This window comes from Cellulophaga algicola DSM 14237 (assembly GCF_000186265.1).
In the GTDB taxonomy this organism is placed as follows: Bacteria; Bacteroidota; Bacteroidia; order Flavobacteriales; family Flavobacteriaceae; genus Cellulophaga; species Cellulophaga algicola.
On record NC_014934.1, the window covers coordinates 1,795,748 to 1,819,994 of the forward strand.

Annotated in this window: 23 protein-coding genes; 2 read left to right on the forward strand and 21 right to left on the reverse strand. The window is 31.2% G+C overall.

Annotation, left to right across the window (positions count from 1 at the left end):
* Positions 1–3,219 (reverse strand): SusC/RagA family TonB-linked outer membrane protein, encoded by a 3,219-nt coding sequence (locus CELAL_RS07760; protein ID WP_013550354.1) that lies wholly within the window; start codon positions 3,217–3,219, stop codon positions 1–3.
* Positions 3,220–3,321: 102 nt separating this feature from the next.
* A complete protein-coding gene (locus tag CELAL_RS07765; RefSeq protein ID WP_013550355.1) occupies positions 3,322–4,020 on the reverse strand; it encodes a TIGR04282 family arsenosugar biosynthesis glycosyltransferase in 699 nt (232 codons plus the stop codon).
* 272 nt (positions 4,021–4,292) lie between these two features.
* On the opposite strand from CELAL_RS07765, the gene CELAL_RS07770 reads away from it, so the two are divergent.
* Positions 4,293–4,907, forward strand: coding sequence for a TetR/AcrR family transcriptional regulator (locus tag CELAL_RS07770; protein ID WP_013550356.1), 615 nt, complete (start codon positions 4,293–4,295; stop codon positions 4,905–4,907).
* On the opposite strand, the gene CELAL_RS07775 is transcribed toward CELAL_RS07770, so the two are convergent.
* Genes CELAL_RS07775 through CELAL_RS07785 form a run of 3 tightly spaced genes read right to left on the reverse strand, consistent with a single transcriptional unit; the run spans position 4,904 to position 7,523 of the window.
* Positions 4,904–5,941, reverse strand: a complete 1,038-nt coding sequence (locus CELAL_RS07775; protein ID WP_013550357.1) for a glycosyltransferase family 9 protein — start codon at positions 5,939–5,941, stop codon at positions 4,904–4,906. The two genes, CELAL_RS07770 and CELAL_RS07775, sit on opposite strands and share 4 nt — an antisense overlap.
* Before the next feature lie 13 nt (positions 5,942–5,954).
* A complete protein-coding gene (locus CELAL_RS07780) occupies positions 5,955–6,557 on the reverse strand; it encodes a DUF4254 domain-containing protein (RefSeq protein WP_013550358.1) in 603 nt (200 codons plus the stop codon).
* A gap of 33 nt (positions 6,558–6,590) precedes the next feature.
* On the reverse strand, positions 6,591–7,523 hold the full coding sequence (locus tag CELAL_RS07785; protein WP_013550359.1) for a DUF6427 family protein: 933 nt from the start codon (positions 7,521–7,523) through the stop codon (positions 6,591–6,593).
* A gap of 39 nt (positions 7,524–7,562) precedes the next feature.
* On the opposite strand from CELAL_RS07785, the gene CELAL_RS07790 reads away from it, so the two are divergent.
* A complete protein-coding gene (locus CELAL_RS07790; protein ID WP_013550360.1) occupies positions 7,563–7,784 on the forward strand; it encodes a DUF6341 family protein in 222 nt (73 codons plus the stop codon).
* Between the two features lie 53 nt (positions 7,785–7,837).
* Here the strand turns inward: CELAL_RS07790 and purD are convergent, their stop codons facing one another.
* From purD to rfbB, 16 genes are all read right to left on the reverse strand, one after another.
* Complete coding sequence (purD, locus tag CELAL_RS07795; protein ID WP_013550361.1) at positions 7,838–9,109, reverse strand: phosphoribosylamine--glycine ligase; 1,272 nt, start codon at positions 9,107–9,109, stop codon at positions 7,838–7,840.
* A 76-nt stretch (positions 9,110–9,185) separates the two neighbouring features.
* Positions 9,186–10,166: a UDP-glucuronic acid decarboxylase family protein gene (locus CELAL_RS07800; protein ID WP_013550362.1), complete on the reverse strand. Its 981-nt coding sequence runs from the start codon at positions 10,164–10,166 to the stop codon at positions 9,186–9,188.
* Complete coding sequence (locus CELAL_RS07805; protein WP_013550363.1) at positions 10,163–11,317, reverse strand: MraY family glycosyltransferase; 1,155 nt, start codon at positions 11,315–11,317, stop codon at positions 10,163–10,165. The genes CELAL_RS07800 and CELAL_RS07805 overlap by 4 nt, the downstream gene beginning before the upstream one ends.
* Before the next feature lie 63 nt (positions 11,318–11,380).
* A complete protein-coding gene (locus CELAL_RS07810; RefSeq protein ID WP_013550364.1) occupies positions 11,381–12,457 on the reverse strand; it encodes a DUF1972 domain-containing protein in 1,077 nt (358 codons plus the stop codon).
* Positions 12,458–12,470: 13 nt separating this feature from the next.
* Positions 12,471–13,709, reverse strand: coding sequence for an O-antigen ligase family protein (locus CELAL_RS07815; RefSeq protein WP_013550365.1), 1,239 nt, complete (start codon positions 13,707–13,709; stop codon positions 12,471–12,473).
* Positions 13,699–14,691, reverse strand: a complete 993-nt coding sequence (locus CELAL_RS07820) for an O-antigen ligase family protein (protein ID WP_041557623.1) — start codon at positions 14,689–14,691, stop codon at positions 13,699–13,701. Before CELAL_RS07820 ends, CELAL_RS07815 begins: the two co-directional genes overlap by 11 nt.
* 287 nt (positions 14,692–14,978) lie before the next feature.
* Positions 14,979–15,665, reverse strand: coding sequence for an acyltransferase (locus CELAL_RS07825; protein WP_013550367.1), 687 nt, complete (start codon positions 15,663–15,665; stop codon positions 14,979–14,981).
* Complete coding sequence (locus tag CELAL_RS07830; RefSeq protein WP_013550368.1) at positions 15,652–16,758, reverse strand: glycosyltransferase family 4 protein; 1,107 nt, start codon at positions 16,756–16,758, stop codon at positions 15,652–15,654. The genes CELAL_RS07825 and CELAL_RS07830 overlap by 14 nt, the downstream gene beginning before the upstream one ends.
* Positions 16,759–16,800: 42 nt before the next feature.
* Positions 16,801–17,472, reverse strand: coding sequence for an acyltransferase (locus tag CELAL_RS07835; RefSeq protein WP_013550369.1), 672 nt, complete (start codon positions 17,470–17,472; stop codon positions 16,801–16,803).
* 23 nt (positions 17,473–17,495) lie between these two features.
* Complete coding sequence (locus CELAL_RS07840; protein ID WP_013550370.1) at positions 17,496–18,515, reverse strand: glycosyltransferase family 2 protein; 1,020 nt, start codon at positions 18,513–18,515, stop codon at positions 17,496–17,498.
* On the reverse strand, positions 18,508–19,452 hold the full coding sequence (locus tag CELAL_RS07845; protein WP_169311402.1) for a glycosyltransferase: 945 nt from the start codon (positions 19,450–19,452) through the stop codon (positions 18,508–18,510). Before CELAL_RS07845 ends, CELAL_RS07840 begins: the two co-directional genes overlap by 8 nt.
* A 132-nt stretch (positions 19,453–19,584) precedes the next feature.
* Positions 19,585–20,859, reverse strand: a complete 1,275-nt coding sequence (locus tag CELAL_RS07850) for a flippase (RefSeq protein WP_013550372.1) — start codon at positions 20,857–20,859, stop codon at positions 19,585–19,587.
* Positions 20,860–20,879: 20 nt separating this feature from the next.
* Positions 20,880–21,767, reverse strand: coding sequence for a dTDP-4-dehydrorhamnose reductase (gene rfbD / locus CELAL_RS07855; protein WP_013550373.1), 888 nt, complete (start codon positions 21,765–21,767; stop codon positions 20,880–20,882).
* Positions 21,767–22,312, reverse strand: a complete 546-nt coding sequence (gene rfbC / locus CELAL_RS07860) for a dTDP-4-dehydrorhamnose 3,5-epimerase (RefSeq protein WP_013550374.1) — start codon at positions 22,310–22,312, stop codon at positions 21,767–21,769. Before rfbC ends, rfbD begins: the two co-directional genes overlap by 1 nt.
* Positions 22,312–23,178: a glucose-1-phosphate thymidylyltransferase RfbA gene (rfbA, locus tag CELAL_RS07865; RefSeq protein WP_013550375.1), complete on the reverse strand. Its 867-nt coding sequence runs from the start codon at positions 23,176–23,178 to the stop codon at positions 22,312–22,314. Before rfbA ends, rfbC begins: the two co-directional genes overlap by 1 nt.
* 22 nt (positions 23,179–23,200) lie before the next feature.
* Entirely contained in the window at positions 23,201–24,247 is a 1,047-nt protein-coding gene (gene rfbB / locus CELAL_RS07870) for a dTDP-glucose 4,6-dehydratase (protein WP_013550376.1), read from the reverse strand.

Genomic DNA, 24,247 nt, shown 5'->3' on the forward strand with positions numbered 1-24,247 from the left:
TTAAAATTCAGTTTTTAGACTAATTCCAAAGCTTCTTGTAGAGGGGTATGAAAAGTCTTCCACACCATAGGTGATACTTTGTTCTTGTAATGCATTTAATTCAGGATCAAAATGTGGGTTTTCGGTAAATAGTAATAAATTACTACCTACTAAACCAAGTTTAATTTTGTTGAACCCAATAGCGTTTACCAATTGATCAGGGAAATTAAAATAGATGCTAACCTGTCTTAATTTTACATAAGAAGCATCATATAAAGCACTAGCTTCATTACCACGATCAAAAAACGTGTTGTTGTAATCTTGGGCAGAAACTACGGTGGTATTTGCTGCATATTGCGGAGCGTCTGCAGTGCCAATATTAACGACCCCAGCACCAATAATTCCGTTTTCTCTACCTTCAAGCGTTTCTTTTAAAACGCCAGAAGTACTTCCTAATGCTTTTGTTCTAGAAACAATTGTTCCGCCCTGTCTCCAATCAAATAAGAAGGTGAAATCTAAATTTTTATAGGAGAATTTGTTGTTAAACCCTACTTGAAAATCTGCATTGTAGTTTCCTAATAAGCGAAGGTTAGGATCTTGAATTGGGAATCCGTTAGCATCATGAACTACTTGCCCATCTACTTGTACGAAACCGGTTCCATACATATCCCCAACACGACCATTTTCACGAGCAATATAGAATACCGTATTTGAGCCACCACCACCTGAAAAGATGTTGGCAGTACCCGTAACAAATTGAGTAACACCTTCGGGTAGTTCTGTTACAATACTTTTTGCAGTAGAGAAATTTACAGAGCTTTGCCATTGAAAATCTGCTTTTTCAATAATAGTCCCGCTAACCAAAGCTTCAAAACCTCTCGTACGCACTTTACCACCATTGACATTAAAATTACCAAAACCACTGGCTTCGGAAATAGGTCTAGATATAATTTGATCGACACTTGTATTTTGATAGCCTGCAATGTCTACTTGTAAACGTCCATCTAAAAACCAAGCCTCTAAACCTGCTTCAAAAGCATTTAATCGTTCTGGCTTTAGATTTGCATTTTTAAGAACATTTTCATTGGTTACCCTAAAATCAGCACCATAATTTTGGTTCAGTAAAAAGTTTTGATTGTTTTGATAAGGATCGGTATCATTACCAACACTAGCCGCACTAAACCTTAAGTTTAAAAAGGATATCCCTTCTGGCATTTGAAACATATTACTAACCACATAACTAAACCCGGCAGAATAATATCCAAAAGAATTGCTATTTTCTGGCAATGTGCTACTCCAATCATTTCTATAGGTAAAATCAAAATAAAGCGAATTTTTATAAGCCAAATTTCCTGTTGCATAAACACTGTTTATCCTTTTCGTAAATAAATTACTCTCAGCAACCAAAGCAGATTTAGAATTTGCTAAGGTATAAATATCCGGTATGGCTAATTGTGAGGCTTCGGTAAAACTATATTTAATGTCCTGATCAAAACGGTTTGCACCGCCTGCAAGGGTGTATTTCCAATCATCATTGATGATGTCTTTATATGAGATTAAAATATCTGTATTTAATTCTCTGAAATACACATTGTCCTCTCTAAAAGACCCTTCGGAGTTTGCATTGGTGCTTACAGCGCGCCTAAATTCTCGCTTGTCATTATAAGTATCAATACCTGCCCGCACGGTAACATCAAGCTTATTTGTTATGTTATATATAGCAGAAGCGTTTCCTAAAAATCTATTTTTATTGAAGCTATTGGTATTCTCAAAAACCGTTAAGTAGGGGTTTGTTAACCAATTGTAGTTTATGTCAAAATGTTGCACATTAGTTTGGCCTGCTTGCCAGTACTCTTTTAGCGATGCTACATTTGCTTGTCTACCGGTCCAATTAAAACCATAAAGCGGATTCTCATAGCCATAACCTAGGTTAGGACGGTTACCACTCCGAGTATTTATATAATTGACAAATGCATTTACATTGAGTTTATCGCTTAATATTTGATTTACGCTTAGTGAAATACCATCTCTATCTAAATCTGTATTTGGTATGATACCTTCGTTTCTTAAATTAGTATAGGATAAACGGCTACTGCCATTTTCCCCAGAAGAATTTATGGCGATATTATTTTGTTTGGTCACCCCAGTTTTAAAAAAATTACGCACATTATCGGGATTAGATACCCATGGTGTTGCGGTAATTGGGGTATAGGTACCATCGGCAAAAGTCCTTGAAATTACATCACCTGCACGTACGGTGTTGCCGTTAATATCTTCAGACGGGCTATCAAACTGATTAATTAAGAGACCTTCATTTAATTTGGGTCCATAACTACTTAATCCGCCATCATTAACCCCTGCACCAGCGCCATTTTGGAATGAATAAGCACCATTAGAACCACCACCATAAACGTTCTGATATTCCGGTAACGTCAATAAGGTTTCAACCGTTAATGAGCTACTTGTTGTAACTCCAAACCCTTTCTTGTTTTTTCCTCTTTTAGTGGTAATGACTACAACTCCGTTTGCTGCTCTTGCGCCATATAATGCTGCAGAACCAGCTCCTTTTAATATAGATATAGAAGCAATATCATCAGGACTAATCTCAGACCCACCATTACCAAAATCTACTTCTTGTAATGCACCATTATTTACGAGGTTACTGGTTATTTGTTCGTTACTAATAGGGACGCCATCTACTACAAATAGGGGCTGATTGCTGCCGCTTAAAGAGTTTTCGCCACGGATTACAATTCGAGATGAGGAACCTACACCAGAAGAACCATTAGTTATTTGTACGCCAGCAACTTGTCCTGCAAGGCTGTTTACAACATTCGTTAAAGTAACTTCGGTTAATTTTTCTGGACCCACTGTAGTCACGGCAGATACTAATGATTGTTTCTCTCTTTCTATGCCTAATGCTGTAACTACAATTTCATTTAATTGTTCGGTATCGGTTTCTAGGATTATTTTTTTAGGAAAATTACCATTCGTAATAGTGATTTTTTGACTTTTATACCCAATTGATGTAATGTTGATTATAAAATTGGTGGTAGTTGTAGCTAAACTAAAATTACCATCATCATCACTAGTGGTATAGTTATTTGTTGTTGTCTGATTTATGGTTACAAAAGGTATTGGTAGATTATCAGTATCGACCACAATTGCCTTATACGTATTGGTTTGTGCAAATACGGTTAGGGCAAATAACTGGAATACAGTTATTAGTGCTATTTTCATAGTAGTTTTTTTAAATAATAAATAAGATATTTACATAAAGTAAACTACCTAGTTGTTTTACTAGGTTGATTTTCTTAATGCTGGTTGTATATTTTGGAAAAACTATTGAGAAGGGGGTCCTCTTAAAAGAAAGCTATGAAGTAGTATGTTTGGTCTAAAATCTAATGTATTATTTTCATATTTCGTTTTAACAGATGTTAAGTGAAATAAGATATATACTGCAAATGTTGATTTCTGGTTGGTGTATGCAAATTCTAAGGCGTTTTTTTTAGAATCAATATCTTCCAAAGTTTCTAAGACTGAGAATGATAACTCTTCTTGAACGGCATAATCTTTTAATTCATTAGATAGCTTACTCGTTAACCAAGAGAAATTTCTAAATACTTTTTCATCAAAGGCCTTTTCTGTATAGCCTAAAAGGTATACCCCACCATCTTTTGAAGGGCCAAAAACTAGTTGTTGGTGCGAAAGTGTTTTAATCGCAGTTGTAATGTGATGGGAAGTAAGGTTAGGGGTATCGTTACCAATAGAGATAACATTTTCATACCCTTGGTCAAATAGAGATTGGTAGGCGTTAGCGTAGCGCTCATTAAAGGTTTTACCTTTCTGTTGTGTTTCGTCTATCCAAACAACATCAACCCCACTATTTTTTGCAATTTGAAGTGTTTTCTTATTTAAAAGCCGAAAAAATTCTTTGGAAACATTCTTTTTGCTGACCCCGAATAATGGTTTCCTTTCTGCCTCAATGGTAGCAGAAAGTGAAAAAACAAATAATACTGTTTTGTTGTTATTTGGTGTCATTGGTACATTTGGTCGGTAAAATATTGGTAACCTTATTTTTTTAGTAATTCATTTAATGTAAAAGTAGCTAACTTTTAAAACTTTCTGTCGATGTAACTACGATAAAACCGACTAATGGGTTTGGTAATTATACTAAAATAGCCATTTATCTATAATTTTTGGTAGTATAACGTAATATTTACTCCATCTACCTTCTTTTATAGAGATTATTGAGAGTACTTGATATCTTTGTAACAGACCCTACAGTCTGTTTACCCCAAAACCCAAATCGTATGGAAAAGAGTTTAAAGCGCATGGCTACCATGCATAAAATGCAAGTTACAGGACTAGAATTGTTCTATAAAAAAGGCTATTATAATACAAGTGTTGATGAAATCTTAAAAGAACTTAGTCTTTCTAAAGGAGCTTTTTATTACCATTTTAAATCAAAGGAAGATTTTTTTATTAGTATTCTACAACAATTAGTTGTCCGGAAGGTGTATAGCATGTTGATTGAGCCTATCGAAGGTCACGAAGATCCTTTAAATTTAATATCGACCTGTATTGATGAAGCTTTGCAAACAGCAGAACATAATGAAAATGATTATGGCTTTGTGTTAAGTAATTTCATTACAGAATTTAATGGTAAGAACCCCGAGATAATGAAGTATTTGAATGATACTTTAAAAATTTGGGAAGTTAACCTAGTCTCTGCATTGCAAAGAGGAAAGTTTAACGGTTTTGTAGATCGTCATATTGATTGTGAAGGTGCTGCTAGCTATATTATTTCTTCTTTCATAGGAATTAGAACTATGATGGTCGAGGGTAGCCCCACTGCTTTGAGGTATCGCTATATGCAACAATTGCGATTTTTCTTTAGAGCAATGGTGAACAAGCAAACAGCTTAATGTAAAATTTCTTCAATCTTTTTTAATACCATTTCTGGTTTAATGGTTTCCATAACTTTACCATAACCAATGGGAACTTTGTTGCCATAAATAGAGGTAGGTATTAAAGGGTATTTTTCTCTGTCAGGAAGCAATGCATTGTGCTCTTTCTGTCTAAAAGGGTAGAATCCTGCATACGGGTGTGTTACGCCCCACAGTGTTAATGTGGGTATTGCATACATTGCAGCTAAATGGGCATTACCACTGTCCATGGCTACCATGATGTCTAGCTGTGAAATTACGGCAAGTTCTTCGTCTAATGTAATTAGGCCCGCCATATTGAGCGTATTGCTATAGTTATTTTCCCATTTAGAAAGTATTTCTTTCTCTTTAACGCCGCCGCCAAAAAGAAGAATTTTATACCTGTTAGCATTATTTAGTTCTGATACCACTTTCTCCATATACGCTAGGGGATACATTTTCCCAGAAAAAGCAGCAAAGGGTGCTATTCCAATCCAGGTCTTTGTTCCTGCACTAACAAGTTTTTGTGTTTTTTCATTAATAGCTTCTTTTTTTAGAAGTTTAGATTCTTTTAAATCTAAAGGGAAACCTAATTTATCAAATACATCTGCATAACGTTGCTGAGTAGTCTTAAGCGCTATAAATTTTTTGTTCTTTTTTGCAATTAAAGCCTTTTTTTCGGCTCTTCCTTTATCAATTTGAATAAAAGGAATTTTACTGGTTTTAAAATATTGCTTAAGAATATTACTTCTTAGTACATTATGCAAATCTGCAACGGCATCTATCTGCAATGCTTTTAATTCTTTACTTAGGCGGTATAATCCAATCATGCCTTTATGTCTTCCTTTTATATCTGCTTCAATTATGGAAACATTCTGTAATTGAGAAAACATCGGCTTAAAAAAAGCTTTTGTAAGTAGGCTAATTTTAACTTCAGGATATTGCTCTTGAAAGGCTAATAAAACAGGGACAGTCATAGCAACATCTCCCATAGCAGATAATCTAATGACCAAAATATGGTTGATTGGATTCATATGAAAAGTAAAATTATTTCTTACCGCGAAGAACAGGGTTCATTTCATCGTCATTATACATTTTCATCTGTTTGTAGACTTTCATGTATTTTTCTCCGTTTTCAATGTCCGTTAACAATTGATCAATAGCTGTAAATAAATCTTTTCGCTGCTCTAAAAGAATGTTAAGCTTATCACTACATTTTTTTAAATGTTCAGAAGAAGCGTCTGTTCTATTAGCTTCTTCATTCATATGGTAAATTTTCAATGCTAGAATAGATAAACGATCAATAGCCCAGGCAGGACTTTCTGTATTAATTGTAGCAGTATCTTTAATTGAAACCGATTGGTATTTATTTAAGAAATAGCTGTCAATATATTCCACAAGGTCTGTTCTATCTTGGTTACTCGCATCTATCTTACGCTTAAGTATTAGCGCAGCATCTGGGTTTATATTTGGGTCACGAATAATATCTTCATAATGCCATTGCACCGTATCTATCCAATTTTTTCGATAGAGTAGGTGCGAGATATCATCTTTTGGATATGGGTTTTCAAAAGATTGATATACATCATCCTTTACATGATATTTGGCTATACTTTCTTCGAAGATTTTGAATGCAAATTCGCTAAACATAAATTACGCTTTCTTGCAAAGATACTATTTGACTTAAATAAACCGTATCATCAAGATGATAAAAGGGATAATAATACTCGCAATCAAGGCCATTTCTTTAATATTCGGTTTTTTAATAGTCTCAATATAATTAGACATAAAAACTGAAGCAGGAAAGAATGTCATCAATATTGGAGAAATTTCATGATTAGAATTAAGTAAAGTAATGGTAATTCCTATTAAGAAAAATATATTGATAAGACGTATAGTATTAATTCTTCCTTGACCAGAGTTGCTAAGTTTAATAAATGTAATTACAATTAACACAAGTACAGCAAAAACATAGGTTATTAAGCGAATGCTATGGCGCCATTCTAATAGATATTCTGATGTGGTACTCACCGTAAATTTATAATGATTTAAGATGTAATCTGGGTGTTGAGCTAAAATTAAAATAGCTGAAGAAATTAAAAAAACAGTAGCGACTCCAATTAAGGGTACAATCCAGTTTCTAATATTCTTTGGGTTGTATAGATATATCGTAATGTATACTAGAATTAAGAACAAAATTGCCCAATCATAAAATAGACTAGCTACAGCAATCCACATACTTGCATCAAAAATTTTTATTTTAATAGATTGGAGCGATTTGATACTTAAAAGCCTTCTTAAGGCTAAAAGCAGAAAAAAGGAACAGACAATACTATAGTTATCCAATAAAATTTCAGGAAAAACCAAAATTAACAATGTAAAAAATAAAATAGTATATGAATGATCTGATGTTATTTTATTCCGTTTTACAATGAAGTTGATAATAAAAACCATAAACAGAAGTACCCCTAAAACCCCTATTTGAGTAAAGATAGTAGTAGAATTATAGGGGATAGAATAAAGGATGAAAACGGTAAACCAATAGAATACAAACAGAAATGAAAGTATTAAGATATAATTTATTGGTTTTGTTTTTCCAAAAATGCTTGAAATCATCTTAGGTTTTTATATTTTTGCATGGTAAATATAATTAAGATGGAATCATTTTTTAGAGCGATTGAAGATTTATTTGTAAATGTATTGTTTATACCTCTTGATGCGTTGCGTTTTATGCATAGCTGGTGGGGTGCTAGTACCTTGAATTGGATTTTCATGATTATTGGCGCTGTAGCCTTTGTATATTGGATGTTACAATTGAAAAAATATAACGATTCTGGAGAAGAACGTAAAGATGTTTCTGGACATTCTTTCTTGTAAGAACTAAAAAAGCCCTTGTAAAAGGGCTTTTTTTATGTTATAATTGTTTTTGACTATAGATCAAAACCTAGATCTTTTCTATAATTCATCTTTTCAAACTTCAATTTTTCTATATTTTGGTACGCGATTTTTAAAGCTTCTTTAAAATCGGACCCAAAAGCAGTAACCGCTAATACGCGTCCACCTGAAGTAACCACTTTTCCATCTACTAAAGTTGTACCTGCATGAAACACAGTGGCATCTTTAATCAAATTAAAACCAGTAATTTCTTTACCTTTTTCGTAAGCCTCAGGATAGCCCCCAGAAACAGCCATAACTGTTGTCGCAGTACGTTCATCTACCTGTAAATCTATCTCATTTAATGTTTGATTGGCAACTGCTTGTAAAACGTCTACTAAATCATTTTTTAAACGAGGGATAACTACTTCAGTTTCTGGATCGCCTAAACGAACATTATATTCAATAACTTTAGGATTATCATCAACCTTAATCAGCCCAATAAATATAAATCCTTTATAAGGTAAATTATCCTTTTTAAGACCTTCTACGGTAGGGATAACAACTTGGGTGTGTATTTTATCCATGAAGGCATCACTCGCAAAAGGAACAGGCGAAATAGCGCCCATACCACCCGTATTAAGTCCAGTGTCTCCTTCTCCTATACGTTTATAATCTTTTGCGGTAGGTAATACTTTGTAGTTCTTACCATCCGTTAATACAAAAACGCTTAATTCTATACCGTCTAAGAACTCTTCTATAACAACAGTAGTACTGGCAGTACCAAATTTGGCGTCTACCAGCATGGCTTTAAGTTCATCTTTAGCTTCCTGTAAATCTTTTAATATTACAACACCTTTACCAGCGGCTAATCCGTCTGCTTTTAAAACATAAGGTGGTTTTAAACTTTCTAAAAAAGTATATCCTTTTTCAAGAGTTTCAGCCGTAAAACTTTCATAAGCAGCCGTAGGGATGTTATGACGCATCATAAACTCTTTAGCAAAATCTTTACTTCCTTCCAGTGTTGCCGCTGCTTTTTGCGGGCCTATAACGGGAATATTTTTTAAAGCATTGTCATTTAAAAAGAAATCATGAACCCCATTTACTAATGGATCTTCAGGGCCTACAATGACCATCTCTATCTTTTCGGTAAGAACAGCCGTTTTAATAGCTTCAAAATCATTGACGCCAATGTTGAGGTTTGTAGCAATAGCTGCAGTACCTGCATTACCAGGTGCTACAAAAAGATTAGATAATTTTGGACTTTGTTTTAATTTCCATGCAAGGGTATGTTCACGACCGCCTGCTCCAAGAATAAGAATGTTCATACTACTAGAAGGTTTGGGCAAAAATACCTATTGGAGTTGAATAATACCAGTTATTTTAAATGATAAATACTACGGGCTACGCTTTACTTGTGAAATTCCTATGTTCTTTTTTCTGAAGTTCTTCAGGAGATAATGATTTAAAATAATCGTAAACTATTTTCAGGCCTTCCGTACGGTCTATCTTAGGCTCCCATCCTAGAATTTCTTTTGCTTTAGTGATATCTGGTTGTCTCTGTAAAGGATCATCTTGCGGTAATGGTTCAAAAATAATTTTTTGCTGCGTACCGGTAAGCTTAATGATTTCTTGTGCGAACTCTAAAATAGTCGTTTCATGCGGATTTCCAATATTGATAGGATTGCTATAATCACTCATTAGCAGCCGATAAATACCTTCTACTTGATCATCTATATAGCAGAAGGAACGTGTTTGAGAACCATCTCCGAATACGGTGATATCTTCACCACGAAGTGCTTGCCCCATAAAAGCAGGAACTACACGGCCATCATTTAGTCGCATTCTAGGGCCGTAAGTATTAAAAATACGCACAATTCGGGTGTCTACGCCATGATACCTGTGATAGGCCATGGTAAGGGACTCCATAAAGCGTTTTGCTTCATCATATACGCCACGTGGACCAATGGAGCTAACATTGCCATAATACTCTTCATTTTGAGGGTGTACTAGCGGGTCGCCATATATTTCAGAGGTAGAGGCGACTAATATTCTTGCATTTTTCTTTTTAGCCAACCCCAGAAGATTAAGGGTTCCTACAGAACTTACTTTAAGTGTCTGAATAGGAATCTTTAAATAATCAATAGGGCTTGCAGGAGATGCAAAATGTAATATATAGTCTAGTTCACCGCTAACATGTACAAAGTTGCACACATCATGATGATGGAATTCAAATTGTTTTAAGTGAAACAGGTGTTCTATATTTTTTAAGTCACCAGTAATTAGATTATCCATGCCAATAACATAATAACCGTCTTTTATAAAGCGATCACATAAATGAGATCCTAAAAATCCTGCTGCTCCTGTAATTAGTACTCTTTTCATGGATTTGGATTTTCTTTTTTCTTTTTAGAGTTCTCTATCTTAGTTTTGAGGTGACTTACTTTTTTCTTAATTTTTATTTTCTGCTTTAACGTAGAAAAGTTATAGTTGTATCTAAAAAATACATAGCCTAAAATTAAGACTACGCTAACTAGCATTAACACCATGCCTATATTTTTAGCAGTACTTCCTAAAACAATAAAAAGCATTACAAAAATTAAATTGAAACAACCAATAAGAAAACTAGCTTGTTTATGACTTAAATTCCAATAATCTATTAGAACATGATGCGTATGATTCCTGTCTGGAGAAAAAGGTCCTCTTTTATTCGCTAATCGAATGGCAAACACTCTCGCCGTATCAAAAAGCGGTACTATTAATATGGAGATTGCGATCAATGGTGCATTTTCTAGAAGAAATGGTAACTCTGTATAATCTTGAGGAGTAAGAGAAAGAAATTTTAAAGTTAAAACACTTATAATAAATCCAACGATAAGGGAGCCTGTATCTCCCATGAAAATTTTCCGGTCTCCAGATATGTTATACCCAAAGAAGGCCATTAAGCATGCATTTAGGGTTAAGCCAATTAAAGCGTAATAATGTTCACCTGATAAATAGAAAATGGTAGTATAAATTACTAGTATAACAATGCCAACGATAGAGGCTAAACCATCAATACCGTCAATAAGGTTATATGAGTTGATGATGGTTATCATCATAAAACCACCAATTATTAAATATAAGAAATATGGGATTTCATTTATGTTTAGAAAACCATTTAAAGAGTGTATGATAAAGCCTTCGTTAGCCAATACAAAAGAGACGGCAAGTCCTTGAGCTATTAATTTCGAAAGTGGTCCTAACACCACCAGATCATCTTTTAGACCAACAATAAAGAGAATGGTGAGTCCAGGAATAATAAACATTCCTTCGTCATAGTCATTCCAATTTTTTATGAAGAATAAAGCAAAAATTAGAGTGTAGAAAAACGCAACACCACCCAATGTTGGAGTTCTACCTTTGTGAGAACTTCTATGGTTAGGATCGTCCATTAATCTTTTATACTCAACAACTGCAATAATTTTTGGAATTGTTAAGTAAGTAAGAAGAAAAGCTCCTATAAATAATACAATGGCTGATTCTAAGAAGTACAAATTAATTTATTTATAATTCAAATGTAAAGCTTTATAGTGAAAATATTCTTACTCAATATAAAACTAAAACAATTTTGAATACTCATTCGCAATTTTACTCCATGTATAATTAGATTCTGCAAAAGTTTTCAAGTCAATTCCTATAAGTTTCAATTTTTCTTTTTCTAACTTATTTAAGATCTTCAAAAGATCATCTTCATTTGAAAAGTAATAACTTAAATTATTCATTGTAAACTTATTATAATTAACATTAAATGCTATTATTGGAAGACCCAAATACATTGCTTCTACCAAAGATGGGTTAGTTCCTCCAGCACTATGTCCGTGAATATAAATAGTGCAATTACTTCTAATTTGATTTAATATTTTCTGATCATATATTGGATCTAGAATCCATATATTATCAAATGGAGAATATTTCAATTTCAGTTTTTCTCCATATCTACTAGAATTCCAGTTACCTATAATCACTATATTCTTATTACACTTTGAAAATGTTGCTAATATTAATTCAATGTTATTTTCAGGTTCAATTCGGCAAACTTTAAAAGCATATTCTTTAGGAAGTTCATATTTTATAATAGTTTCGGGCATCAATATTTCAAAAAAAGCATGATTTGAGCCATATGTAATTAATGTGCTTTTTTTATTATAGTTCAATTTAACGTGCTCTCTAATTCCTTGATTATCTACGATAACATTATGGCTGTATTTGACAGCTATACTTTCTTGCCATTTCAGATATTTTTTTGCTAGTCGTCCCCATTTGTTTCTTTTCCATTCTAAACCATCAATATTTGTTATGATTTTTTTATTAGAGAATATTCTAACAAAAGGTATCATAAATGCTCCACTAACTCCTAGAATTAGTAATGTATCAGAATAAAATAATGAGTGAAGTATTGATATGGCGTCGTAAACGATACTAGACTTTCCGTTAGCATTTAAAGGGAGATATATAAGTTTTGCGTTATTATAACTCTTCACTTTATTATCATAATTGTACTTACTGCAATAGACAGTAAAATTGAATCTAGTATGTAATTCATCAACAAGATAATTTGCCAAAGTTTCAAACCCCCCATATTTAGCAGGTATTCCGACAGTACCTATAATTGCTACTCTTTCTTTAGAACTCATGATTTTGTAAAAATTAGATTGAAATTTTCTTAGGTGTATTTGAAAAATAAAAAAGCGAATTAAACAATACAAAATAAACCAAGCCTCGGTGAACTTGTAAGTTAGATTCGGTAAGTGATAGGGATGAAAATGAAAATAAAAATATTAAATATAAAAAATTCCTGTCTTCAATCGCTTTTTTAAAAGATACAAATAATATAACACTGTAAAGAGAGATTCCAACAATTCCAAACCTGAGAAAATATTCTAAAAATTGATTATGCATATTATATCCAAGGTATCCTGCTCCATCCATTTTATATTTTTTGTAGGTGTTGTCTATAAAATTTTGGCTGTCACCTGAGCCAATTCCAAGTATATAATCCTCATGATTCATACTAGATATAACTAGCTTCCATGTAATTAACCTCAATGTTACTCCTGTAAATTCATCATCATAAGAATAAGTGTTTTTAGAAAGAAGTTCCCATTTAGAGAAAATTGAATCTTGAAATCTTTGTCCAGTTATGGAGGATTTAAACATAAATATTAATAGGATAAATGTAATTACAAACCAATTGCGATTATTGTAATGTTTAAAAACAAAAAATATTGACAAAATAAAGAATATTAATAAAATATTTTTTGAAGAAAGCAGTATTAATAAAAAACTATCAAAAATAAATAGTAGTAGAATTAGGTATATTGAACATTTAAATACATTTTTTTGATACCCTACAATTATAGTTGACAATGAAAAAAGGAGATATAAGGAAAAGTAAACTGGGTGAAAATTTATAATGGTTGTTAAATCATCATAAAAGAAAACGTTTATTTCTCCTCCATTATAAAATTTATAGCAAGCAGATAAAAATATAAAAATTGCATATGCTTGGCTAATGAGGGCAAATTTTAATAAAATATAAAATTTTTCTCTCTCATTTAAACTTACCGATAATGAAAATAATATTGGAAGTACGAGCCACACAATATTTTTTTGAAGTGATCTGAAAGCTATCTGAGTCTCATTTGAAAAAAAACAGCTTAATATAAATATTGCGAAGAATCCTAAATATATATAATAAATTTTGTTTAATTTATAATTAATTTTATTTTCAATAATTATTTTAATTAAAGAAAAAAATACAAATAAAATTAGAATAAAACTACTAATGTTTTCTGGTAATAATAAACCAATTAATGAAAGAATTAAAACATATTTCTGAGTTAAATTAATATATTTAATAGCATTTAAACTTTTATTAAATATCATAATATATTTTTTTGTTTGTACTAGATTTATGAGCGAAGTATAAAAATATGCCTAAAAATATTACCGATGCCTCTTTAAGGTTATATATTCCGGTAATTATTAATGTTGTAAAAAAAAAATAAAGGGCAAATCCAGAAATAATTCTTGAGTAAATAACTTTATGCTTATCCTTAAAATTGTCATAAACTTTTTTATATAAGCTATAAAGTACCAAGAGGTATATTAGCAATCCGAGACAACCAGTTTTAAAAAATATATATATATAACCATTATGCAAGTGTGGTATATAGCGAAGACCATTAAGACCCCCAATTGGAGCCATAAATTTTAAATCAATCAAGGAGCCAAAACCCTTTCCTATTAAATAATTCATGGGATTACCACTCATCTGATTTAACGCATTTGATGCTTCATAAGCTCTCCAATGTTCATAAATTTCTTTATGATTATTTGGACTATATTTTTTTGGTGATTCAAATACTTCAGATGGTGCATTTCTAATCTTAAATAATAAGCTTTGTGCAGGTGAACTTGTAGGGTCTAATTTTATAGATGATAAAATTATATATAAAATTATTAGGGTTATTGCTGTTATACTTGAATATTTGATAGCTTTTTTAGAAAACTTTGTATATCCTAAAATAGAAACATAAAATGTAAAAAAACCCAAGATCATTGTCCTAGAAAAATAAAATAAAGAGGATGTTAAAATAACTATAATAAAAATATTGTTTATTTTATTAGAGCTTATTACATTCAACAAATTAAATCTTTTTCTAAATATTAATAATATTAATGCGAAGAGTTCTATAAAGCTAGCATCACCTCCGTTTTGTCTTATTTGACCAATATCTATTACTTTTAAATTTAGTGAGGCTAGTGTTATTAGGTGTTTGATTGAAATAATAAAGGCGACTATTAATATAGTTTTCAATATAAATTTATTGTCATTAATTTTCAGACTAAATAGGTATCCAGCCATAATTAAAATTATTGGCTTAGTAAAGTGTAAAATATCTCTCAATTTATCATAGAAGGAGGAATCGTTTATTAAGCCTACGGAAATGCCTAACAGTACTATAAAAATTAGTAGAAATAAAATATTAAATAAGTTTTTAGAAATGTAATTTCTGTTTCCAATTATTAATAACGAGCATATGCAAAAAATAGAACTTGACACTACTAATTCAATTTGATTGAATTGTATTTGAATAATTAGATAAACAATAAACATTGTCTTGTATATAAACTCCACCGAATTCAAGTTTTTTATAATTTTTTTATAATTTTTGCAGGTATTCCGCCAATTATACAATTTCCGTTAAAGCTTTTAGTTACTACACTTCCTGCTGCAACCACTGTTTTACTCCCTAAGGTAACTCCGTCTAAAACTATTGCTCCACTGCCTAGCCAACAGTTATCTTTAATCTCAACTCCTATTCTAGTTTCTCCTTGTTGATTTATGTTGCCTATTCCATCAAATCTGTGGTTCTCAGAAAACACTTTAACCCCTGGTCCCATAATTACGTGATTTCCTATTCTAACACCCCCTTGACCTCCTATAAAGGTATTTGCATTTATCCCGCAATTATTTCCAATCATGATACCTTTACCTTTATTAGAAATAACACCTGTACACACGATAATAGAATTTCGTTCAATGGTTACATTATTACCCAATGTAATTCCATTCTCAGATAAGGCATCTATGAAAACGTAGTCCCCTAGAATTAAATTTTTTCCTGCACTAAACAATTGAGAGTGTCTAATTTTAATGTTTTTTCCTTTAAAAAATATTCCACTTGTTTTAATAAAGGTCAATTTAGACCAAGACCCTCTCGCGACTTGAAAAAAACGATAATATAGCACTTTAAACAATTCAATATTTGAATATTCTGATTGAATTTTATAGTTGCTATCTCCTTTTATTTTCGATATTAATTTATCTATCTTCATTGCACCCTACAATATTAAATATATTATTTATTTGTTCGGCTGTAGTTTCCCAACTAAATTTTTTCGCACGCTCCTTACCAAGGTTTGCTAATTTTAAATACATATTTTCGTCCTGTAAAAGGGTGTTAATTTTATTTGCAATATCCGTTGCATCATTAGGGTTAATGTATAAAACTGCATTAGCACATATTTCCGGTAATGAAGTAGTGTTGGATACAATAACGGGGGTGCCTGAAGCCATAGATTCTAATGGTGGTAATCCGAACCCTTCTGCAAAAGACGGGAAACAAAATATATGTGCTGAAGCATATAGTTTAATTACATCATCATCTTGAATATAACCAGTAAATAAGACTCTCTCTTCTAAGTTAAGTTTGGTAATAGCGTTTTTTAAATTAGCCATTTCATGGTCTGCTTTTCCTGCTATAACCAAAGATATATCCTTTATATCTTTTAAGGACTTAAGTAATGTGGAAATATTTTTTCTGTAATTTAACCTACCGAAATACAAAATAAATTTCTTCGGGAGATTATATTTCTCCTTAAATATTCTAATACTTTCTTGAGAATGCGTCTGTTCATAATCCTTGTTTATTCCATGATATACAACAGAGATAGCCTCTTTTTTCATGAAGTTATGTCTTATAATTCTTTTTTTTTCACTCTCTGAAATAGTAATAATATGGTTCGAAAATTTTGAAAGATACTTTATTGGCCATAGATATATTCTTTCTTTGAGAGTATAATATTCTGGAAAATCTAAGAATAATACGTCATGTATATAATTAATACTCTTACTTCTAGTTAAAACAGCGGAAAAATTTTGGTATAGAATTACATCCAATTTTAGTTTTCTTGAATATTGAGGAAGTAAAAAAACATTGCTAAGTGCATTATTAATGTTTTTAATGTAAATCAGTGTAACATTATTATCTAAAAATGGGAAAGGTTTATTTTTATCTGATTTATTTAGAAAAAGATAAAACTCATCTTTTTTGTTATAGGTTAACAGTTCTTTGACAATATTTTTCACCACAACTCTACCACTTGGAGGCCCATCAAAAAACCACTTTGCATCAATTCCTATTTTCATTTTGAGCTACGGATTATAAAACTTAATTTATTTTTTTGGAATTTATATTTCCCAAGTTACTCTTTCTTTAATAACTCTTACTGGTATTCCTCCTATAATTGAATTATTTTCTTTCAATTTATTAGTGGAATAGACTGTATTTGCAGCTATTACACTTTTATTTGGAATTTCTGACCCTTTCAAAATTAAACAACGACAGCCAATCCATACCCTATCACCAATAACAATGTCTTTATTGGGATTTATTTTTTCTCCATTCTCTGTGTAAATACTATGAAAATCAGTATCCATAATTAAAACATCCCATGAAATTAAGACATCGTCTCCAATGCTAATTTTTTTATGACTTACAATTGAAGATTCTGCCGTTACGAGTAAATTATTTCCCAGAATCATATGCCCTTTAGAGCCAACTGATAGCTTGCTACCTTGTCCAATTCTTGCCTTGCCTTTAAATGTAATTTTCCCTTTTATTTCTAAAACACTTCTAGAGTATCTTTTGTCAAAAATTCCAATTTTACCATAACCAATTTGTACCAAGCCGGGGCTTATCTTTCCTTCTATTTTAATTTCACCTTTTAAGACTAGCAAATTGCATTTTCTACTAACAAAAATTGGCAAATAAATAGCCTGCGTAAACGGTAAGTACTTAAAATTAATAATTAAAGTTTTAAAATTAATTTTGAATATATTCTTAATAAAAACTGCTACCATAAACTTTTGTGCTTTTATTCATATTAACCTCTAAACTTTCTTAATTCATTTCCTTTTAGCCAACCGAATAAATCAGCAAAAACTTTAAACAAAATTTTTATTCTAGCTATTTGGCCTATTAAAATTCTATTCAATGGAAACATTATCAAGGAAATAGCAAATACAATTAAACTATATTTTTTAAAAAATTTCAAGGTTACCAATAATCTACCCCTTAAATAGTAATAATCAGCTAATTCACTATTTTTTCCTGTAGATGCTCCGCCTTTATGATAAACTAATTCTTGAACTAAAAATGCCGGAGAAAAACCTTTCATTCTCCCTTTAAGAATCCAATCTAATTCTTCGAAATAAAGAAAATATTCCTCACTTATACTGCCAACTATATTTAAATATTCCTTTGAAACTATCATAGATGCTCCGTTAGGGTATTTAATCTGTTTAGAGGCATAAAATTCCTCTGCATCTATTGGAACTCTAAGTTTAGATGAAATTGAATTATATAATCCCCCAATAGCCTGTATTTTAGTTTTATCACTATATTCCATTAAGGAAGTCCCTATAATTCCCGGTTTTTCTTTAAGAAAATAAAAATCTACTAAAGAACCTATCGAGTAAGGGCTTATTACAGTGTCGTTATTAAGTAACCAACAAATATGTTCCTCTATGCTATTACGGTTTAAATGATTTAGAGCAATGTTATTAGCGGCAGCAAATCCATCATTTTTATTTGCTTTTACAAGAATTATTTTTTCTTCACACTTTTTATTTCCTACCAACTCATTCTCAGTAATAGAGATAAATGGTATTGAGCCTGTTTTTAAGGGGTAAACATATTCCGGAAAATTAGTTTCAATATTTTCCATGTAATCCCCTTTGCACCAACTCTCTAATTCCTCAATAGTTTTTTCTTTACTAGAGTTATCAATAAGGAACACTTGGTAGTTTTTATAGTCTTGTTTTAATATGCTTTCCAAACACTCAATAGTATCGGGTACTGTATTATAATTAACTAGTATTATATTAACTTTAAGACTATTCATTTAATAAGCTTTTCCATTTAAAAGATATATTCTTCGCAGAATACTTAACAGCCTTTATTTCAGCTTGTTCTTTTAAATATTCTAAGTTTGATAATTTATTTTCCAGAATCTCTTTTGTGTTTTCTATTAGTGAGCTGTCGTCTGGAATAATAAAACCGTTTATATTGTGGTCAATTATCTCTTTTGGACCAGAGTGATTTGTAGAGATAGTAATAACGCCATTTGCCATTGCTTCAATAATAACCATCCCAAAGAGTTCTTCCCACCTATCAGATTTTCGAGAAAAGAGTAATTGTACATCGTGAGCGTGAAACAATTTCCAAAGGTCTTTTTTAGAAGATATAAAGCCTTTGTATTCTATATTGCTAATTTCTTTAGCATTCTTTTCAACTAGTGGCTTCAATTCTCCTGCACCAACAATTGTTAAACTAAATTTTGTTGGATCTAGTTTTTTTATTAATTCAATTAATTCTTTTATTCCTTTTTCTTTAACCAACCGACCAACATAAATTAGTTTTATCTTATCGGAAAATTCTGTTGGTATAGCATGGGTTTCTAATTTCTTGTAAGAATGGTACACAACACTTGTTGATACTTTTATTTTATAATGCTTTGTTAGGCTTTTTAAACCTGTATTTGTTACTGAAAAAACTCCTGTAATATCCTCTTCCAAAAACTTTCTCCAAGTTTTCCTTATAAAATGACATGAGTTGAGTTTCTTTTTTGGGTAATATTTCCCACTCCAATCTGACCATGATGTGAAATAAAAAACTCTATGGCCTTTTAATAAAAATCTTAAAAAAACCATTCTCCAATCGAGCGGAGCAATGCCCACAATTACCGTTCTTTTACTTGTAAAAGAAAGACTGATTAAAAAAATAATATTTTTTATTTGTTTTATAAATAAATTATAATCTAATCTAAATATACTTTTCAATAGAAATCTAGTTATTGAAAATTCTCTAAATTGAACATCAGCATTTACTGTCGAAGCATAATACTCTAGCCCTATAAAATGTGAGACTGTACCCCTTTCGTGTAATACATAAATGTTATTCCTCATTTTTATTTATTCTTTTTTTAAATAATTTATTAAAACGATTGATGCTAAAACCAAATTTAACACTTGGGTTAACACATTTGATAAGGCTGCAGCAATTGCAGGAGATCCCATAAAATAAATTAAACCTAAGAGAATGAATATGTTAAATATACCTCCAAATAAATAAATTTTCATCGAATATTTTTCTAAGGAAAGTGAAAGGAAAACTACATTAAACAAAAAGTAAGATACTGGCGTAATCAAAATAAGAATTGAAAAAACATAAAAGATATCTAATCCACTTAAGAATTCCTTACCTAAAACTAATGTTATAATTTCCTCAGAAAAAGTAAGGATTAAAACAAATAGTATCGTGCCTATAATTAAAGAGCTAAAAACACCCCATTTCATCTCTTTTAAGGCCTTACTTTTATTTTTAACAACAAGACCCGAAAAATATGGATATGTTGCATTGTATATCGGGGAAAATAAAAATTTAAAAGGTTGAATTATTTTTTCTGCTCCTCCGTAGTACCCCATTATATCATTACTAACCATATTTCCTAAAATAAAAGCATTTGTACTAGTGTATGCGGTTATACTTAAATTAGAAACAAAAACACTAAAACCATTTTTTAATTGGTCTTTTATTCTATTCCATTTAACTAAAAAAATAGAAATATTATACTTTTTATATAACAGTCCGATTCCAATTATTCCGGATAAAATGTACCCTACTGAATTTAATAATGGTACGTAAATATAATCTTGTTGGGTATTAATTAGAAAGAAAATGGATATTGTGAAACCTAGTTTTGATATAAAATTCAAAATAGTTATATACTTCATTTTTTCAATTCCTTGAAAAAACCAAGTAGGTAATAAAATGTTTCCTATAACCATCCCGTATGTATAGAAATAAATCATTTTATCTTCTTGAAATCTAGAGAATGAGCTTACTACAATATATAAAATTACAAATCCTATGATTCCAAATAGCACTCTTAAATTATAAATAGAAGAAACTATATTATTTAATTCCTTTTTGTTTCCTCTATTTTGGGCTATTTGCCTAACTCCAATAAAGTTAAAACCATAGTCTGATAATATCATAAAATAATTTATAAAAATTTGAGCGAAAAAAATAACTCCGAATTTTTCTGGACCTAAAATTCTAGATAAATAAGGTAAAACCATTAATGGCAACAAATGATTAGTCGCTTGCATTATTGTTAAAAAGCCAGCATTTTTAAGTACGACTTTTTTATCTTTTCCAATATTACTAAATTTCGCTTTTTTCATGCTAAATAGTATAGCTTTTTTTAGCTATTCTTATTAGCTATATCTTGCTCTAAAGATACTAAGCATTTTTTTAAACTATTTTTCCATAATGGTATTTCTGTGGACAGAGCATTTCTAATTTTTAATTTGCTTAGAACGCTATATTTTGGACGTTTTGCTTTGGTTGGATATTCGCTAGATTTTAATGGCTTTAATTCAATACTTATTTTACTTTCCTGAAATATCTCTTGGGCGAACTCATACCAACTTATTTCTCCATCATTACTAAAATTATGAATTCCGTATTCAAGTGAATTAGAATCTATAATTTCCAGTATTAATCTTGCCAAATCTTCTGCAAAAGTAGGAGAACCTATTTGGTCGTCAACTACACTTAGGTTATTCCTGTCCTTGCCTAATTTGAGCATTGTTTTTACGAAATTATTTCCAAACTCTGAATAAACCCAAGAAGTTCGTATAATGAAATAATTTTCTAATATATTTTTGATATATTCTTCCCCTTTTAATTTTGATGCACCATATACATTTATTGGGTTTGTTATGTCATTCTCTGTATATGGGCTATTTTTTGTTCCATCAAAAACAAAATCTGTTGAAATATGAATTAAAACGGTTTCAAAACTTTTACAGGCTTTGGCTAAAAATTTTACGCCTTCTGCGTTCACCAAGAAAGCATTTTCCTTGTCATCTTCAGCCTTGTCTACCGCTGTATAAGCAGCACAATTAATACAATAGTCAAAATTTAATTCAGTAAATAACGTCTGAATTTCTTTTTCATTTGTAATATCTAATTCCTTTGAAGTTTTAAAGAAAAAGTTATAGTTAGGATAATCTCTGGAAGCATCTTTTAGGCAACGCGCCAATTGCCCATTGGCACCTGTCACTAAAATGTTTTTGAAGTTTTTCATTACAATTTAGCGTTGTTAAATTTTGGTAGGATTAAATCTTTTGACGACACTTTTAAATACTTATCCTCAACCTTCCAATCTATATTTAATTCCTCATCGTTATATATAATTCCACCTTCGGACGCCGCATTATAGAAATTATCGCATTTATAGAAAAATACTGCAGTATCACTTAATACAGAGAATCCGTGACCAAATCCTCTCGGAATATATAATTGTTTATTATTTTTCTCAGAAAGCTCAATAGCATAATGCTTGCCAAATGTCGAAGAGTCTCTTCTAAGATCTACTGCAATGTCTAATACGGTGCCTTTTAATACACGAACTAATTTTGCTTGAGCATATATCCCTTTTTGGTAGTGAATAGCTCTTATGACGCCTCTTGTTGAGTATGATTGATTGTCTTGCACAAATTTTGTTTCGGTTTCAGTTAACTCATTAAATTTTTCTTCGTTGAAGCTCTCAAAAAAGTAACCGCGATCATCCTCAAATTTCTTTGGTTCTATTACGAAACAGCCTTTTAAATAGGTTTCTTTTACTTGCATTATTTACTTTTTAGTATGCCTAGAAGATTTTTTCCGTACCCACTTTTCATTAGGGGTTCTGCAAGTTTTATCAATTGCTTTTTGTTTATGAACCCCATTTCATAGGCTGCGCCCTCAATGGTTCCAATTTTTAAGCCTTGACGTTCTTCAATAACTTCAACAAATTGAGATGCTTGCATTAAAGACTGGAAGGTACCTGTATCTAGCCAAGCTGTTCCTCTATCCAAAATACTAACATTTAATTTGTTTTTTTCTAAATACACTTTATTGATATCTGTAATTTCTAATTCACCTCGGTGACTAGGAGCTATGTTCTTTGCAATATTTACAACCTCATTGTCATAAAAATAGATTCCTGGAACCGCATAATTTGATTTAGGTTCTAATGGTTTTTCTTCAATACTAATTGCTTTACCTTCTTCATTGAACTCTACCACTCCGTAACGTTCTGGATCATGCACTCTATAGGCATAGATAAGACCACCGTCAGGGTCATTATTTGATTGTAATAATTTGGCTAATCCAGAACCATAAAATATATTATCTCCTAGAATTAATGCAACTTTATCAGTTCCAATGAATTCTTCTCCTATGATGAAAGCCTCAGCTAAGCCGTTAGGGGCATCTTGGACAGCATATTCAAATCTACAACCGTATTTAGTTCCATCGCCTAATAAGTCCTCAAACAATGGAAGATCTTTAGGGGTTGAAATGATTAATATTTCATTTATTCCAGCGTAAATCAGGGTAGACAACGGGTAATAAATCATTGGCTTATCATAAATAGGCATCAATTGCTTACTTACGGATAAAGTTAATGGGTGTAAACGTGTACCAGAACCTCCTGCTAAAATTATTCCTTTCATTTTAATGAGTTTTTTGTGACTTTTATTCTTGATACATATTCATGTAATAGTTTTTGTAAGAACCACTAGTAACATTTTCAAGCCAATCTCTGTTATTCAAAAACCAATCTATGGTTTTAGATAAACCTTCTTCAAAAGTGACTGATGGTTTCCAACCTAATTCTTTATTTATTTTGGTAGCGTCAATAGCGTAGCGTAAATCATGACCTGGTCTATCTTTAACATAAGTGATTAATTTTTCACTATCTCCAGCAGGACGCTTCAATTTAGTATCCATTAATTTGCATAGCAGTTTGACTAAATCCAAATTTTTCCACTCATTAAACCCTCCAATATTATAGGTTTCATGATTTTTTCCTTCATGAAAGGCTAAATCTATTGCTATAGCATGGTCCTCAACATAGAGCCAGTCTCTAGTATAATTGCCATCTCCATAAACCGGTAAACTTTTTTTATTAATTATATTATTAATAAAAAGTGGAATTAATTTCTCAGGAAAATGATTTGGTCCATAATTATTGGAACAATTAGAAATTATAAAAGGCAAATTATAAGTTTCACCATAAGCACGTACAAAGTGGTCAGAACTTGCTTTGGATGCGGAATAGGGTGAATTTGGATCATAAGATGTTGTTTCCGTAAATAAGCCCGTTGCTCCTAAAGAACCATAAACTTCATCTGTACTAACATGGTAAAAAAGTTTTCCTTCTAGATTTTCTTTCCATAGTTCTTTAGATGCGTTTAATAAATTTACTGTTCCTATCACATTTGTTTTCACAAAGGAAAGAGGATCTGTAATAGATCTATCCACATGTGATTCTGCAGCAAGGTGGATTACTCGGTCAAACTTATATTTATTGAAGATTGCATCTATAAAAGGAGCATCTGTAATATCTCCTTTTAAAAATGTATAATTTTCTGAATGTTCAATATCTTTTAAGTTCTCTAAATTACCAGCATATGTCAATGCATCTAAATTATAGATGTTATAATTTGGATAATTTTGGACCATTCTTCGGATAACGTGTGAGCCAATAAAACCAGCTCCTCCTGTAATAAGAATATTCAT

What these genes read in the sequence shown, in the direction of transcription:
- CELAL_RS07760 (WP_013550354.1), bottom strand. Translation starts at nt 3,219, where the DNA reads ATGAAAATAGCACTAATAACTGTATTCCAGTTATTTGCCCTAACCGTA.
- CELAL_RS07765 (WP_013550355.1), bottom strand. Translation starts at nt 4,020, where the DNA reads ATGACACCAAATAACAACAAAACAGTATTATTTGTTTTTTCACTTTCT.
- CELAL_RS07770 (WP_013550356.1), top strand. Translation starts at nt 4,293, where the DNA reads ATGGAAAAGAGTTTAAAGCGCATGGCTACCATGCATAAAATGCAAGTT.
- CELAL_RS07775 (WP_013550357.1), bottom strand. Translation starts at nt 5,941, where the DNA reads ATGAATCCAATCAACCATATTTTGGTCATTAGATTATCTGCTATGGGA.
- CELAL_RS07780 (WP_013550358.1), bottom strand. Translation starts at nt 6,557, where the DNA reads ATGTTTAGCGAATTTGCATTCAAAATCTTCGAAGAAAGTATAGCCAAA.
- CELAL_RS07785 (WP_013550359.1), bottom strand. Translation starts at nt 7,523, where the DNA reads ATGATTTCAAGCATTTTTGGAAAAACAAAACCAATAAATTATATCTTA.
- CELAL_RS07790 (WP_013550360.1), top strand. Translation starts at nt 7,563, where the DNA reads ATGGAATCATTTTTTAGAGCGATTGAAGATTTATTTGTAAATGTATTG.
- purD (WP_013550361.1), bottom strand. Translation starts at nt 9,109, where the DNA reads ATGAACATTCTTATTCTTGGAGCAGGCGGTCGTGAACATACCCTTGCA.
- CELAL_RS07800 (WP_013550362.1), bottom strand. Translation starts at nt 10,166, where the DNA reads ATGAAAAGAGTACTAATTACAGGAGCAGCAGGATTTTTAGGATCTCAT.
- CELAL_RS07810 (WP_013550364.1), bottom strand. Translation starts at nt 12,457, where the DNA reads ATGAGTTCTAAAGAAAGAGTAGCAATTATAGGTACTGTCGGAATACCT.
- CELAL_RS07815 (WP_013550365.1), bottom strand. Translation starts at nt 13,709, where the DNA reads ATGATATTTAATAAAAGTTTAAATGCTATTAAATATATTAATTTAACT.
- CELAL_RS07820 (WP_041557623.1), bottom strand. Translation starts at nt 14,691, where the DNA reads ATGGCTGGATACCTATTTAGTCTGAAAATTAATGACAATAAATTTATA.
- CELAL_RS07825 (WP_013550367.1), bottom strand. Translation starts at nt 15,665, where the DNA reads ATGAAGATAGATAAATTAATATCGAAAATAAAAGGAGATAGCAACTAT.
- CELAL_RS07830 (WP_013550368.1), bottom strand. Translation starts at nt 16,758, where the DNA reads ATGAAAATAGGAATTGATGCAAAGTGGTTTTTTGATGGGCCTCCAAGT.
- CELAL_RS07835 (WP_013550369.1), bottom strand. Translation starts at nt 17,472, where the DNA reads ATGGTAGCAGTTTTTATTAAGAATATATTCAAAATTAATTTTAAAACT.
- CELAL_RS07840 (WP_013550370.1), bottom strand. Translation starts at nt 18,515, where the DNA reads ATGAATAGTCTTAAAGTTAATATAATACTAGTTAATTATAATACAGTA.
- CELAL_RS07850 (WP_013550372.1), bottom strand. Translation starts at nt 20,859, where the DNA reads ATGAAAAAAGCGAAATTTAGTAATATTGGAAAAGATAAAAAAGTCGTA.
- rfbD (WP_013550373.1), bottom strand. Translation starts at nt 21,767, where the DNA reads ATGAAAAACTTCAAAAACATTTTAGTGACAGGTGCCAATGGGCAATTG.
- rfbC (WP_013550374.1), bottom strand. Translation starts at nt 22,312, where the DNA reads ATGCAAGTAAAAGAAACCTATTTAAAAGGCTGTTTCGTAATAGAACCA.
- rfbA (WP_013550375.1), bottom strand. Translation starts at nt 23,178, where the DNA reads ATGAAAGGAATAATTTTAGCAGGAGGTTCTGGTACACGTTTACACCCA.
- rfbB (WP_013550376.1), bottom strand. Translation starts at nt 24,247, where the DNA reads ATGAATATTCTTATTACAGGAGGAGCTGGTTTTATTGGCTCACACGTT.